Origin of the sequence: Lapidilactobacillus mulanensis, from assembly GCF_003946215.1 — a bacterium.
Taxonomy (GTDB): domain Bacteria; phylum Bacillota; class Bacilli; order Lactobacillales; family Lactobacillaceae; genus Lapidilactobacillus; species Lapidilactobacillus mulanensis.
Genome location: NZ_RHOW01000012.1, coordinates 28,855 through 42,753, shown reverse-complemented (window position 1 = coordinate 42,753; position 13,899 = coordinate 28,855). Strand labels below are relative to the sequence as shown.

General features: G+C 41.4%; 13 protein-coding genes and 1 other annotated feature. Of the genes, 2 read left to right on the top strand and 11 right to left on the bottom strand.

What is annotated here, in order from left to right:
• Nucleotides 1-48: 48 nt before the first annotated feature.
• The 7 genes from udk to EKM67_RS04595 all read right to left on the bottom strand — a co-directional run bounded on the left by udk (nt 49) and on the right by EKM67_RS04595 (nt 7,673).
• Nucleotides 49-684 carry a uridine kinase gene (gene udk, locus EKM67_RS04625; protein ID WP_125577755.1) on the bottom strand — a complete coding sequence of 212 codons (636 nt, stop codon included), beginning with the start codon at nt 682-684 and terminating at the stop codon, nt 49-51.
• 77 nt (nt 685-761) lie between these two features.
• Nucleotides 762-1,922, bottom strand: coding sequence for an endolytic transglycosylase MltG (mltG, locus tag EKM67_RS04620; RefSeq protein ID WP_125577753.1), 1,161 nt, complete (start codon nt 1,920-1,922; stop codon nt 762-764).
• 176 nt (nt 1,923-2,098) lie between these two features.
• Nucleotides 2,099-4,513, bottom strand: coding sequence for a phenylalanine--tRNA ligase subunit beta (gene pheT, locus EKM67_RS04615; protein WP_125577751.1), 2,415 nt, complete (start codon nt 4,511-4,513; stop codon nt 2,099-2,101).
• Nucleotides 4,514-5,563: a phenylalanine--tRNA ligase subunit alpha gene (pheS, locus tag EKM67_RS04610; protein WP_125577749.1), complete on the bottom strand. Its 1,050-nt coding sequence runs from the start codon at nt 5,561-5,563 to the stop codon at nt 4,514-4,516.
• Nucleotides 5,564-5,621: 58 nt separating this feature from the next.
• Nucleotides 5,622-5,864: a binding site (T-box leader), on the bottom strand.
• Nucleotides 5,865-5,895: 31 nt separating this feature from the next.
• Complete coding sequence (locus EKM67_RS04605) at nt 5,896-6,255, bottom strand: winged helix-turn-helix transcriptional regulator (RefSeq protein WP_379895081.1); 360 nt, start codon at nt 6,253-6,255, stop codon at nt 5,896-5,898.
• Between the two features lie 29 nt (nt 6,256-6,284).
• Nucleotides 6,285-6,791, bottom strand: coding sequence for an HD domain-containing protein (locus EKM67_RS04600; RefSeq protein ID WP_125577745.1), 507 nt, complete (start codon nt 6,789-6,791; stop codon nt 6,285-6,287).
• Between the two features lie 99 nt (nt 6,792-6,890).
• The gene (locus tag EKM67_RS04595; RefSeq protein WP_125577743.1) at nt 6,891-7,673 is read right to left on the bottom strand and encodes a TrmH family RNA methyltransferase; all 783 of its coding nucleotides are present in this window, start codon (nt 7,671-7,673) and stop codon (nt 6,891-6,893) included.
• A gap of 148 nt (nt 7,674-7,821) precedes the next feature.
• Between EKM67_RS04595 and EKM67_RS04590 the strand changes: the two genes are divergently transcribed.
• Complete coding sequence (locus tag EKM67_RS04590) at nt 7,822-8,097, top strand: acylphosphatase (RefSeq protein WP_125577741.1); 276 nt, start codon at nt 7,822-7,824, stop codon at nt 8,095-8,097.
• Nucleotides 8,098-8,221: 124 nt separating this feature from the next.
• Nucleotides 8,222-9,172, top strand: coding sequence for a membrane protein insertase YidC (gene yidC / locus EKM67_RS04585; RefSeq protein ID WP_125577739.1), 951 nt, complete (start codon nt 8,222-8,224; stop codon nt 9,170-9,172).
• A gap of 79 nt (nt 9,173-9,251) precedes the next feature.
• On the opposite strand, the gene EKM67_RS04580 is transcribed toward yidC, so the two are convergent.
• From EKM67_RS04580 to EKM67_RS04565, 4 genes are all read right to left on the bottom strand, one after another.
• Nucleotides 9,252-10,766, bottom strand: coding sequence for a sensor histidine kinase (locus tag EKM67_RS04580; protein ID WP_125577737.1), 1,515 nt, complete (start codon nt 10,764-10,766; stop codon nt 9,252-9,254).
• An 8-nt stretch (nt 10,767-10,774) separates the two neighbouring features.
• Entirely contained in the window at nt 10,775-11,479 is a 705-nt protein-coding gene (locus EKM67_RS04575) for a response regulator transcription factor (RefSeq protein ID WP_125577735.1), read from the bottom strand.
• 274 nt (nt 11,480-11,753) lie between these two features.
• Nucleotides 11,754-13,172, bottom strand: a complete 1,419-nt coding sequence (gene gndA, locus EKM67_RS04570) for an NADP-dependent phosphogluconate dehydrogenase (protein WP_125577733.1) — start codon at nt 13,170-13,172, stop codon at nt 11,754-11,756.
• A 166-nt stretch (nt 13,173-13,338) separates the two neighbouring features.
• Entirely contained in the window at nt 13,339-13,899 is a 561-nt protein-coding gene (locus tag EKM67_RS04565; protein ID WP_125577732.1) for a YceD family protein, read from the bottom strand.

The window sequence follows — 13,899 nt, the reverse complement described above, 5'->3', positions numbered from 1 at the left end:
TACAAGACAATATCATATGTGCAAGATCGCATTTTGTCAATCTATTTGTTAAATATTTTCTTTAGCCTGTTTTAAGACCGAGCGAACCTTCGTCACCAACAAATCGATGGCCACACTATTTTCGCCGCCTTCTGGAATGATGACGTCGGCATAACGTTTAGTGGGCTCGATGAATTGATGATACATCGGTTTGACTGTTTTCAAATACTGTGCAAAAACATTTTCTAAACTGCGACCACGTTCATGAATATCACGCTCAACTCGTCGCAAGAGACGAATATCATCATCCGTATCCACATAAACTTTGATATCCATTAAGTCACGCAAACGTTGGTCATCCAAAATCAAAATACCCTCAACAATGATCACATCTTTGGGTGCCTGATAACGAGTCTCCTCAGAAGGATTTCGCAATTTATAATCATAAATTGGAATGTTGACTGCCTGACGATCGACTAATTGTTGCATATGTTTCAGCAACAAATCCGAATCAAACGATAATGGATGATCGAAATTGATTTTGCGCCGTTCTTCAATTGGTAACTCAGAATATTTATAATAAGCGTCTTCTTGGATCATCGCCACGGAATGACCCGAAACACTCTCGTAGATTTTTTGACTGACGGTCGTTTTACCGCTACCAGAACCACCGGTAACGCCAATAATAATTGGTTTTTGCACAATATAACTCCTCTACTTCAAAAATTAAATCCTGATCCTTTATGAACCGACCTCACTAATTGGACGGTGTTGCAAACATCTTATTGACCAATGCTTGAATTAGTTTGCAAATGTTCTTCATAAGTATGCGAGTAATATACTTTGCCCGTCTTCAAATTAGCAACGAAGTAGAGATAATTCTGGTCCTGATCACTAGGCGAAAGAACGGCACGAATTGATTGCAAACTTGGCGAATTAAACGGTCCAGGTCCATAACCCGTATGGACATATAAGTTATATGGTGAATCGACCGCGGTATCTTTGTTAGTCAAACTTTCCTTATGCGTATTCAAGGCGTACATGACTGAAATATCGGATTGGATCGGCATATCAATTGCTAATCGGTTGAAAAAGACACCGGCAATCTTCTTACGATCTGTTTCTTGAACACCTTCACGCTCAACCAATGACGCCAAAGTCAAAGTTTGTTGAACGGTCAGATTCTTACCCGCAATTGCAGAGTAATAACTTGCCAAGCGCTCATCCGTTGATTTAACCATTTCGGTAACCAATTCTTTCAACGTTTCGCCTTCATAAACACTATACGTCAGTGGGAAAAGATACCCTTCCAAATGATAACGCACATCTTTTGAATCCATGGAAGATTTTAAGAGTTTTGGATATTTCTTTTCAAGCGATTGTAAGAATTTTTCATTGGTCATTAAAGCAAGAAAATCTTTTTCTGACCACTTCGTATTCTTCCCAACGGTTTTGGCAATATCTGCGACCATTACGCCCTCTTTGATCAACACTTTGCCAACAATTTTCCGTTGGGAATGTCCCTTTTGTAACTGGGTGATAATCTGGTCGAGGGTCATGGAAGGACTGAAATAATATTTGCCCGCTTGAAAATCGGTGAAATTATGCATCTTAACATAATAACTAAACACCGTCGCACTCTTAATCACGTTGTGGCTTTGTAAACGCGCCGCAATTTCCTTATTGCTAGAGCCAATCGGAACAGTAACGGTGACGCGTTTGTCATCCGTCGCATCGAGAGGTTTTAAGGATTGTTTGACATAGCGATAAGTCATCAACCCAATAATAACCAAGAGCGCAGCAATAATGCCCACGATCCAATAAACTAATCGGTGAACTGCCCGGCTTTCTGCTGCTAGTCGTGTTTGTTTTTCTTTAATTTCTGGTGATACTTCTGAACGCCTTTTTTCTTGTTTTTCCTGTCGAGAAGCCAAAATAGACATCCTCCCTTAAAACTATCTTGACCCATTATACCAAAAAGGGCGCCTAAGCACCCTTTTTTTAAAAAGATTTAATGATTGGCCTTCGCCAACCACTTGGATTGTGTGCCCGCGGGCATTTAACGAAACCGAAAACGAACTCTGGTTATCTTAACATGCATATTTCAAACTGACTTAATTTATCTGATTTGTGCATCGATTTGATCTTGTAACGCAGTCTGGATCTTATCCATGGCTTGAGTAACTTGATCATCCGTCAAAGTTGCAGCTGGATTTTGGAAATGTAAACGATAAGCCAACGATTTCTTTTTCAAACCAATTACTTCACCCGTAAAGACGTCAAAAATCTGTACATCACTCAAGTATTTACCACCATTTGATTTGATGAGATCAGAAATATCTGAATTGGTCACTTGATGATCAACAATCAAGGCAAGATCACGTTCAACTGCTGGATATTTAGCAGCAGATTGAGAAACAAGTGACGCTTGTTTCTGGTCGAGAATGAGCTGCAAATTTAATTGCAGCACATAAGTTGGTGGCAGTTGGCGATCATGCTGCAGACTTGGATGAACCTCACCAATAAACCCTAAGGTCTGCGAATCAATCAACAATTTAGCCGAACGCCCTGGATGTAATTCGGGTAGCGTTTGGTCAGCAACGTAAGTCACCCGATCGGCTAATCCAAGCGTCTTCAGCAGATTGGTCAAGACACCCTTCAGGTCATAAAAATCAACCGCGCGATCTTTTGCGATCCAATTACTATCCGTGACGTTGCCTGCCCACAAGACGGCAACTGTAGGCACCTCGGTCGGTTGATCTGTGTCATTAACTTTTTGGAAAATGTTGCCTTGCTCAAAAATTGCGACGTTTGATTGCTTGCGCGCCAAATTATATTGGAGGTCATTCAATAAACCGCTGATTAAATTCTGACGTAAAACCGCATGATCTTGCGTCATTGGCCAGTCTAATTCAATGTTTTCGGTTGGATCATAAGTGAAAGCTGCGGCTTCGTTTTCTTTAACGAGTGCATAGCTGATCACTTCATCGAGTCCGTTGGCTAATAAACTCTGTTTCACTTCACGGATCAATAATTGGCGTTTGTTGAACCCACCAACAGTTTGAATGCCAACAGGTAACGTACTTGGCAATTTATCATAGCCATGCAGCCGCGCAATTTCTTCGATCAAATCTGCTTCAATGAAAATATCCCAGCGACGCAATGGCACCGTCACTGAATATTTTTCCGCTTTTAATTCATAACCAAAGCCAAGATCATCTAAAATCGTGCCCATTTCCGCGACACTAATTTCTGTTCCCAGAACGTGATTCACACGTTTGGGATCCATCAAGATCTGTTTTTCTTCTGGTAATTCTTGATTGCCAACTAAGATACTTTGACTCGATTCACCATTGGCGAGTTTCTCCAACAATTGCACCGCACGTTGGAGCGCTTCTGTGACTGAGCCTTGATCGATACCCTTTTCGAAACGAGTCGATGCTTCTGTATGCAAATTGTGGTGTTGTGCCGTCTTCCGAATGCTCGTGCCATCGAAAACTGCAGATTCAAGAACTACATTGTGTGTATCGGCAGTGATCTCGCTGGATAAACCACCCATGACACCGGCAATTGCAACTGGGTTCTGACCATCTGTGATCACCAAATCTTCAGAAGTCAACGTCCGTGTTTGTCCATCTAGTGTGACCATTGGTTCTTCTTGTTGAGCACGACGAACTAAAATTTCGTGCGTCGTCAATTTATCGTAATCAAATGCATGTAGTGGCTGACCATATTCCAATAAAACAAAATTAGTCACGTCGACCACATTATTGATTGGCCGAATGCCATTATTCCACAAACGAATCTGCAACCAAAGTGGGCTTGGTTTGATCTCAACATTTTGGACAACTTTTAAAAGATATTGTGGTACCAAATTTTTTTCCGACACCGAAACCTTCAACAAATCACCAGTTGGCTGACCCGTCTCACTCACTTCAACTTCTGGAAATTGTGGCCGTTCATGTAACATGGCGCCAACTTCCCAAGCAGCGCCGTGCATGCCCAGTGTATCGGCGCGATTAGGCGTAATGTCGAAGTCGATCATGCGATCATCCATTCCCAGCAATGGAAAAACAGGCTGACCAGCAGATTCGGCTTTTGGAAAAACATAAATGCCATTTTGGAATTCTTTTGGCACTACACTGTCGCTAAATCCAATTTCTTGTAACGAACAGATCATGCCTTCAGAAGCTTGTCCACGCATCTTACCACGCTTAATTTTAACGTTGCCGCTAATTCGTGAATTTGGTAAGGCCACGATGACATACTGGTCTGTGGCAACATTAGGCGCGCCACAAACGATTTGAACGGGTTCATCCTCGCCAATGTCAACTTGACACAAAGTTAAATGATCTGAGTCTGGATGTGGTTGTGTCGATAAAATATGACCCACAACAATTTTTTTCAAGCCTTCGTCGGGTGCAATCACACCTGCAACTTCAATCCCGGTCAAAGAAACTTGATCCGCTAATTTTTGGGGATCAATTTCTTGTAGATTGACAAACGAATTAAGCCATTGATATGAAATTTTCATTTATTTGACCTCCTGTTGAAATTGTTGCAAGAATCGTAAGTCATTTTGATAAAACTCGCGAATATCATTGATGCCGTATTTTAACATTGCAAAACGATCAGGCCCTAATCCAAACGCGAAGCCACCGTATACTTCAGGATCAACTCCAGCGCCACGCAAGACGTTAGGATGAACCATCCCTGCGCCTAAAACTTCGATCCAGCCAGTATACTTGCAAACACTGCAGCCTTTACCACCACAAGCGAAACACGAAATATCGACTTCAATTGAAGGTTCGGTAAACGGAAAATAGCTGGGGCGCAAACGAATCTTGCGTTCTTCACCAAAGACATGTTTGGCAACGACTTCCAACGTCCCTTTAAGATCTGCCATGGTCACATGCTTGTCGATGACTAAGCCTTCGATCTGATGAAATTGATGTGAATGAGTCGCATCGTCTGTATCGCGACGGTAAACACGACCGGGACTGATCATTTTCAATGGACCTTTGCTGAAATCATGTGCTTCTAACGTCCGCGCCTGATTTGGTGACGTATGTGTCCGCATTAATAATTCCTTGGTAATATAAAAAGTATCCTGCATATCGCGTGCTGGATGATTCTTAGGGATATTCATCATTTCAAAATTATAATGATCCGTTTCAACTTCGGGACCATCGATCACTTGATAACCTAAACCAACGAATAAGTCTTCCAAGTCATCGATCACTTGATTCAAAATATGGGGCGTTCCGGTTTTGACTGGACGACCAGGAAGGGTCACGTCGATTGTTTCGTGTTCTAGGCGTTTTTGTAAGGCCACCGCATCTAGTACCTTGACCTGTTTTTCAATAGCACCCGCAATTTCTTGCTTGATTTCATTAGCAAACGAACCCACTTTTGGCCGCTCGTCTACAGACAGATCTTTCATGCCCCGCAAAACTTCGGTGATCGGTCCTTTTTTACCGAGTAGTCTCACTCTGATTTGGTTTAATTCTTGTGGATCATTGACCGACTTGATTTGTTCAAGTCCTTGCTCTTTCAACTGTTCGAGTTGCTGTTTCAATCCCATTTCAATACCTCCAATAATTAATTCGATCTGATTCAGTGCACAAAAAAAGCCCGCCCAACAAAGGGACGAGGCATCGCGGTACCACCCTAATTTCGAAGTTCGCAAAAAATAACTTCAACACTTATTTCATAACGCCGAACCGCGTAACTTCTTACTAGCGGTGTTAAATCCAAAAATCGATCACCGTGTTGAGAAACTAACTCCGAAAAGAATTCATCGCCTGCAACAGTAACGGCTTTCCAGCAAACACCGTCTCTCTGATCTGTCTTCAACAATTACTGATTTTCATCAATGTTATTTATTTAACTGTCTTTATATTACATCAGTTCTTTTTATGACGCAACGGGTTCCCATTGATCTGCCCAGTCATGAACAGCATCCATCACTGGCATCAGTGCACGCCCTTTTTCAGTTAATGAATAGGTTACCTGATGACCTTCACAGGAAGAAACTCGCGTGACAATTTCTTCATTTTCTAATTCTTTTAAACGTTCGACTAAAACTCGGTCGGAACATTTTGTAATTGATTTTGCTAAATCTTTGAAGCGTAATTGATCATTTTCGCAAAGTACGCTGATGATCAAACCGTTCCATTTTTTGCCTAATAATTCAAACGTTTTTTCAAAGCGTGGACAAATTTGACAGGGTTCGTCAGATTCGACGCTGGTCGCGAATAAATGCTCTTGAAGCATTGCCATTCCTCCTAAACTAAATCATCGTCTTAATGCTTGATGAATGAAAACTGCTTTAGCAGCCGGTGTTTGAGAACACCTTTCCATGGTACAGAAACTTCCTTGACAGCAACATAATCATCAACCATTGAAACAATCCAACTTTCTCGATACTTCGGTAAAGCCATGGTTGCGCCAAACATATGCTTAATAATAATATCTTTTTCCTTTGGCGAGAGATCGGTCAATCGCTCGGCATTCCGCAAGGCAATTCGCGGATGGATGTAAGCATGTGTGCCCGAACTAAATTTCGTCGTACGCCAATCATAATAGAACAAATCATGAAGTAACCCTGCGCGTGCGGTTGCTCGATAATCAAGATGTTGTTTTTTCGCAATTAAATAGCTGAAATAAGAAACTCGCAAACTGTGTTGTAAACGATCAGTGTAGTGATGCTGTGTATACTCAGCCAACTTTTGCACTTGCGGCGTAGATAATAAATCATCGACTAAAGCCAGATAGTCTTGATCTTGTTGCCAAGGTTGATCCTCTGTCATGTACAAGCTCCCTTGCTTTTCGTATTCCAACAATGTTATTAAGAACAATTGTAGCAACTTTTTTCGAAAAAAGAAACTATTTTGCTTACCTTTAATAAGTTACAGTTTCATTTGTAATTGATACATGATCACGGCCGCCGCAATCGCCACGTTTAAAGACTCTGCATTTCCAAAAATCGGCAAATATAGATTGTCGTTGGCAATCTCTGCTAATTCTGGCGACAAGCCGTGTGCTTCGTTCCCCATCATCAACACATAATGCTGATCTTTCAAAGTCACCTCACGAATATCCGTGGCGCTATCATCAACCAGCGTTCCAAATAATCGATACCCTTTTTTCCGCTGTGCCGTCAAAAACGCTTCTAAATCATCGAGTTGCAAAACCTGCAAGTGAAATTGACTCCCCTGCATGGCACGAACGACTTTGCTATTGAATGGATCGATCGCACCAGCAGAAAAAACGACACCCGCATAGCCGGCAGCATCTGCAGTTCGCACCATAGTACCAGCGTTACCTGGATCAGCAATGTGGTCCAAAACTAACCATGGTTTTTCGATGTCTAACTCAATTTTTTGCGGATCTGGCAACTTAGCTACGGCAAAGATACCATCAGTGTGTACCGTATCACTTAGTATCTCGGCGATCTGCGGACTAATTTGTAATACGGCAAATTTGGCGTTGACTAGAAACGGATCAACTTCTTCAAAGTGATCATTCGTCATCAACAGCGTTAAAATTTCGGCTGGCTGATGAGTCAGCGCCTCTTTAATCACGTGCCATCCTTCCAACAAATAAGTATTCGTTTGTTGGCGATATTTCTTTTGTTTTAATTTATTGATCTGTTTGATCTGTTCATTTTTAGTCGATTCGATTTTTTGCATAATTTCCCTCACTTATTGCTTTCTATCATACCAGATTATTCGACCGACAAACACTTCTGTTGTACTAAAAAAAACATTTTGCTAAGATAAAGGTGATCACTTGATGTCCCATTCTTAATCAATCAAATTTATTTTCGAGGTGATATTTATGCGTCGTGGCGTTTCATTAACGGTTCATGGTCGTGTTCAAGGCGTCGGCTTTCGGTGGATGACAAAAATGGTGGCCGACCAGTTAAATATTGTCGGCTTAGCGACTAACAACGATGACGGCAGTGTTTATATTGAAGCCAGTGGTGAAGAAAATAATCTTCAAGAATTCATTGCGGCAGTCAAAGCTTCACCCACACCCAGCGGTCACGTTGAGCGCGTTGAGGAAAACGAAATCAGTGCCGAATCAGCGTTAGGGAAATTTCGAGTCAGTTGACCTTATTTTGTCATTTTGTACACACAATATTTTTAATAATCCACTAATATCCCTGATAACACTGGAAATCTCTTGTAACTTTAGGTATAGTTGTTTTTTGAGAAGTGTAGAAAGGGATTTTTTTATGAAGAGAAAGCAAAAACTGATTATTTTGGTCAGCATGTTCGCCGTCCTATTACTTGTCCTAAGCGGATGTGCTAACCAGTACCAGAATTTAAAAGCACCAACTGGATTCTTTTACGGTTCAATTTATAAATATTTAGCGGTTCCGATGCAAAAGCTGCTCCTCTGGGTCGGCAATTTGATCGGTGGTGTCAACGGTTATGGTTGGGGAATTATCGTGATCACTTTGGTCATTCGCTTAATTTTGCTACCGATCATGTTGAATCAGGTTAAAAAATCGACTCGCCAAACCGAAAAGATGAATGCCGTTCGTCCACAAATCGATTTGATTCAAAAACATCGTGCTGGCGCAAGTACGGCAGATGCTGCCAAGTACAGCCAATTAACGATGGAAGTGTACCAAAAAAATAATTTAAGTATGACCGGCGCCATGGGTTGCTTGCCGATGCTGATCCAATTACCAATTTTTGCAGCCTTATATCAAGCCGTTCAGTTTTCACCGATGTTGGCTAAGCAAACTTTTCTCGGCGTCGCTTTAGGAAAACCAAGCTTGATTTTCGCCATTATTGCCACATTATTCTATCTCGCTCAAAGTGCATTATCGTTAGTCGGCATTCCTGCCGCACAACGCAAACAAATGATGATGATGCTCGTCTTGAGTCCTGGGATGACCTTCTTCATCAGTATCGTGGCACCATCAGCGTTAGCCCTTTATTTCCTCGCTGGTGGGATCATTATCCTAGTTCAACAAATCTTAACAACTTTTGTCATTCAACCGCGGATCAAAGCTGCAGTCGATGCAGAATTGAAGGAACACCCAATTGTGACTGTTGTTGATGAAAGTACCTTTGCAACCGCGGAAAGCGCCCAAGATCAATCCGTGAAAGTTGAATCAAAACAACTTCACCAAGATCTTCGTGCTCGCAATGCCGGCAAACAAAAAAGAAAATAATTTCGCAAAAAAATAAACCATCAAATCAGCAACGACAACATCGTTTAGCTGATTTGATGGTTTTTTTAATGACCTCGAATCAAGATTTACTTTTATCGGTAGGTTCGGATGTATTCATTGTTCGAATAACTGGCAAGGCAACTTTAAAGATCGATCCAGAACCCTCAACACTTTCGACAGTCAATTGACCACCGTATGCCTTGACTAAACGATAGGCAATTGAAAGCCCTAGCCCATTACCGCCTCGTTCACGCGAACGTGCCTTGTCCACGCGATAGAAACGATCAAAGATACGCTGCTGATTTGCGGGCGTGATCCCCATCCCAAAATCCTGAACCAAGATCATGATCTGTTGCTGATCACTATCGGCACTCACATGAATCTCTTTGCGATCGGCAGAATATTTAATCGCATTATCTAACAAAATAACGAGAATTTGTTCCAGGTGATTGCGATTCATTCGGACTGAAACTTCATCATCCATTTCAATATCACTCATGATCGAAAAATCCTGGTGAAGCATCTGAATGTTATCGATGATCTGCATGATCACTTCCCGCACATCCGTCACTTCTTGAACATTCTTCTGCTCAACTTGTTCGGCGCGCGTTAACTGAAGCATTTCTTCGATCAATGAGTTCATTCGATTGGCTTCTTGAGTGGCGGCAGCCAACGATTCGGCTAAAACTTCAGGATCATCTTTGCCCCAACGATTGAGCAGTTGCAGATGCCCCTGTATCACCGCGACTGGCGTTCGTAACTCGTGTGACACATCGCCCACGAATTCCTTCTGCTGTTCAATATATCTTTGGACTTGATCCAACATCGCATTAAATTGTGTTGCCAAATCATTAATTTCGTCGTTACCAGATAATTTCGGAATTCTAGCCGTTGATTCTGGTGAGCGATCGATTTTTTCAATGGTATCCGAAATAATGCGGATTCGCTTCGAAAGCCGCGAAACAATCAAATAACCAATAAACCCGCTAAATAAAACAGCGGCGACGATCAGAACGAACATTTGCAAACGTAATTCATCGGCAGAGCGTCGCACGTTATCCATGCGATTAACAATGAACACATAGCCGGTTAATTGATAGTTTGGTCGTTCGTAAACGGGCATCGTCGTCACAATAACTGAGCGACCATCAGAACGGATCATCTGCTGCTTATTATTGCCAACTCGCTTGAATTTAACGGTTGCCTTTTGTGATGAAAAGATTTCCTTGCCCTGCCGATCAAAAATTGCAATACTCAGATCCGCCCGAGACAATTGATTGACGATAGAATCTTGTGAGAGCTTGGTAGCCGCATCCTGTTCATCGCCACTGTAGTATTCAGGCATCATCAACGGAAGCACGTCATCGCTCTTTAAATTGCCTTTGATCGTACCCAAACGATCGGTAATCAGTTTGGCAGTCTCTTGGGTCGACTGTTTCTCCTGCGTCAACAAATTATTATAAAAGGACGCGTAGAGCAAGCTGGCGAAAACCATGAACGTCAAAAAAATGGTCAGGCCAACAGCCAACGACCATTTAATTCTTAGCGTGAAACGAAACTTTTTTTTAGGTTTTTGTTGCGTTTCTTTTTTCAAAAAATCACCTACGAGTGCATGACATAACCAGTACCGCGAACGGTCTGAATGTAACTGCGGCGGTTAGGACGATCGATCTTATTACGTAAATAACGAATATAAACATCGACGACGTTCGTCGCAACTTCCTCGTTGTACCCCCAAACATTCTTGAGTAGTTCATCACGGGCAACAACCGTATTCGCGTTTTCGATCAGAATCAACAGTAAAGAAGATTCACGTTTAGAAAGCTGAATAATTTCGTTACCACGAATAACTGTCCGTGTTTGCGGTTCGATAATCAAATCGCGAAAGACAATTTGTTGCTGCTCTGCCTTTTTAGTTTGCTGACCAGCTTCTGAACGCCGAATCAGCGCACGTAAACGCGCGAGTAATTCTTCGATGGCAAATGGCTTAACTAAATAATCATCTGCGCCATCATCTAATCCAGCAACCCGATCCAAAACAGAATCCTTAGCGGTGACCATGATAATTGGCGTCGACTTTTCTTTACGAATGCGCCGACAAACTTCAAAACCATTTAAATCGGGCAACATTAAATCAAGTAAAATAACGTCCCAGTTCTGACTCAATGCCAAGTCTAATCCAGAGCGGCCGTTACCTTCAACGCTAGTTTCATAACCTTCATGTGATAATTCTAAGTCTAAGAAACGAGCTAAATTTTTTTCGTCTTCGATAATTAAAATTTTTTTACGCGTGTCTAATTTAGACAACCCCCATCATAAATGCAAGATTAGATATTTTTGATAATTAATCGAGCATATTAAGCTAACTTATTCTCATATTCTTCTAATATATTAGAATTTATCAGAAAAGTCAACCATCTGTCTCATGAAATCGTCGTAATTGAATACAAAAATGGCAAACGTTATTAATTCGAAAAAATGCAACTCTCCACATTTTTCCAACACCTCGTTAGAAAAAAAGCCTATTTATAATCAACGATTGTTGATTATAAATAGGCTTCGACTAAATCATCTGGAATGACTATTGTTCTTCGTACCACGTATAATGGAAAATCCCTTCACGGTCAGTTCTTTGATACGTATGAGCACCAAAGTAATCGCGTTGTGCTTGGACAATGTTAGCTGGTAAAACTTCAGCACGATAAGAATCGTAATAAGAAATAGCAGCACTAAATCCAGGAACAGGCACACCATTTTGAACAGCTAAACCAACAACATCACGAACATCTGATTGATAATTCTTGGTAATATCTGTGAAGTATGGGTTTAACAACAAGTTTTGTAAATTACTGTCCTGATCATAGGCATCGGTAATTTTCTGCAAGAATTGTGCGCGAATGATACAACCTGCACGCCAGATCGAAGCAATTTTACCGAAATCAAGATCCCAGTCATAGTGCTTAGAAGCAAATAACATCTGTTCGAAACCTTGAGCGTAACTCATGACCTTACTGAAGTACAAGGCACGACGAATCTGTTCGATAACAGCTTTCTTATCGCCTTTGAATTCAGGTTTAGGACCAGATAAAATCTTGCTGGCATTAACACGTTCATCTTTAAGAGCAGAAATGTAACGAGCATAAACAGCTTCAGTGATCAATGATTGGGGCACGCCAACTTCAAGGGCATCTTGTGAACTCCACTTACCAGTTCCCTTATTGCCTGCAGCATCCAAAATAACATCAACGATTGGCTTACCAGTACCTAAATCATCCTTACGAGTTAAAATATCCGCCGTAATTTCGATCAAGTAACTCTTCAGCTCGCCTTGGTCCCATTCGTTGAAAATATCAGCGATTTCTTCAACGGAAAGGCCTAAAACGTTACGAAGAATACTGTAACTTTCTGAAATCAATTGCATGTCGCCATATTCGATACCATTATGAACCATCTTGACATAGTGTCCGGCACCATTTTCGCCCATGTAAGCAACACAAGGAGCACCATCTTCAGCTTTTGCAGAGATTTGTTCGAGAATTGGTGCAACTAGATCATAAGCTTCTTTTTGGCCACCTGGCATCATTGAAGGGCCTTGCAAGGCACCTAATTCACCGCCGGAAACACCCATACCAATAAAGTTGATTCCTGATTTATCGAGTTCTGAATTACGACGCATTGTATCCTTGAAGAAGGTGTTACCACCATCAATCAAAACATCGCCCTTATCAAGTAATGGCAATAATTCCTGGATAACGGCATCTGTACCAGCACCGGCTTTAACCATCATGATGATACGACGTGGCTTCTCAAGTGAAGCAACGAAGTCTTCGATCTTATAACTTGGCACCAACTTCTTATCGCTGTGTTCTTTTGCAACAGCTTCAGTTTTGCTACCAGTTCGGTTAAAAATTGCGACAGTGTAACCACGACTCTCAATATTCAAGGCAAGATTCTTGCCCATGACAGCCATGCCAATGACGCCAATTTGTGGTTTATCCATTAATAATGCCTCCATAATTTAATCAGATTTGTCTGAAAACAACTAACAAGTTTTCCCGATGGTTCCCATTCATCGATTTCAGAAAAACCAGGCAGGTGTTTTCAGACAAAGCCTAAGTTAATGTTATCAAAAAATAACAAAAAATGAAAGAAAAGAGTGCGCTGGCTTATTCATCTTCGTCTTTAAATAAATCCTTTAGTTTTGCAAACTCCGGATTTGGTTGCTCTGCATTTTCTTCAGCCACTTTTGCAAATTGATCTTCTGAAATTACCGTCCAACCCTCACCAGCCGGCATCGTTTGATTGGCAATCTCATCTTCAGAAAAAATCTGCGTTGGGATCATTAAAATAATATGATCTTCAATCGCAACTTCTAAATTAAGCAAATCATCTTCAATCGTAATGACCGTTTGATCCATCTCTTCCAACTCATCTTGTGATGGCAGATCCGCCGGTAAAACATAAAGTTCCTCGATATTTAAATCGACTGGTAATTCAACTGGTGCCAGACTGCGTGTAGATGGTAGCGTGATCGTACCGGTTACCTTGAGATCACTGACCCAACCCAATCCATCATTGCGTAATGTTCCCACCACGTGTAACGAAGTAGAGCTAATCAAATCTGGTAGTCTTTTTTTCAACGAGTCGAATAAATCAGCTTGCTCATCGAGATGTAATGTTTCGTGTTGTAACCTTAATAACTGCTCTGAAGTCAGTTTGAGAGACAT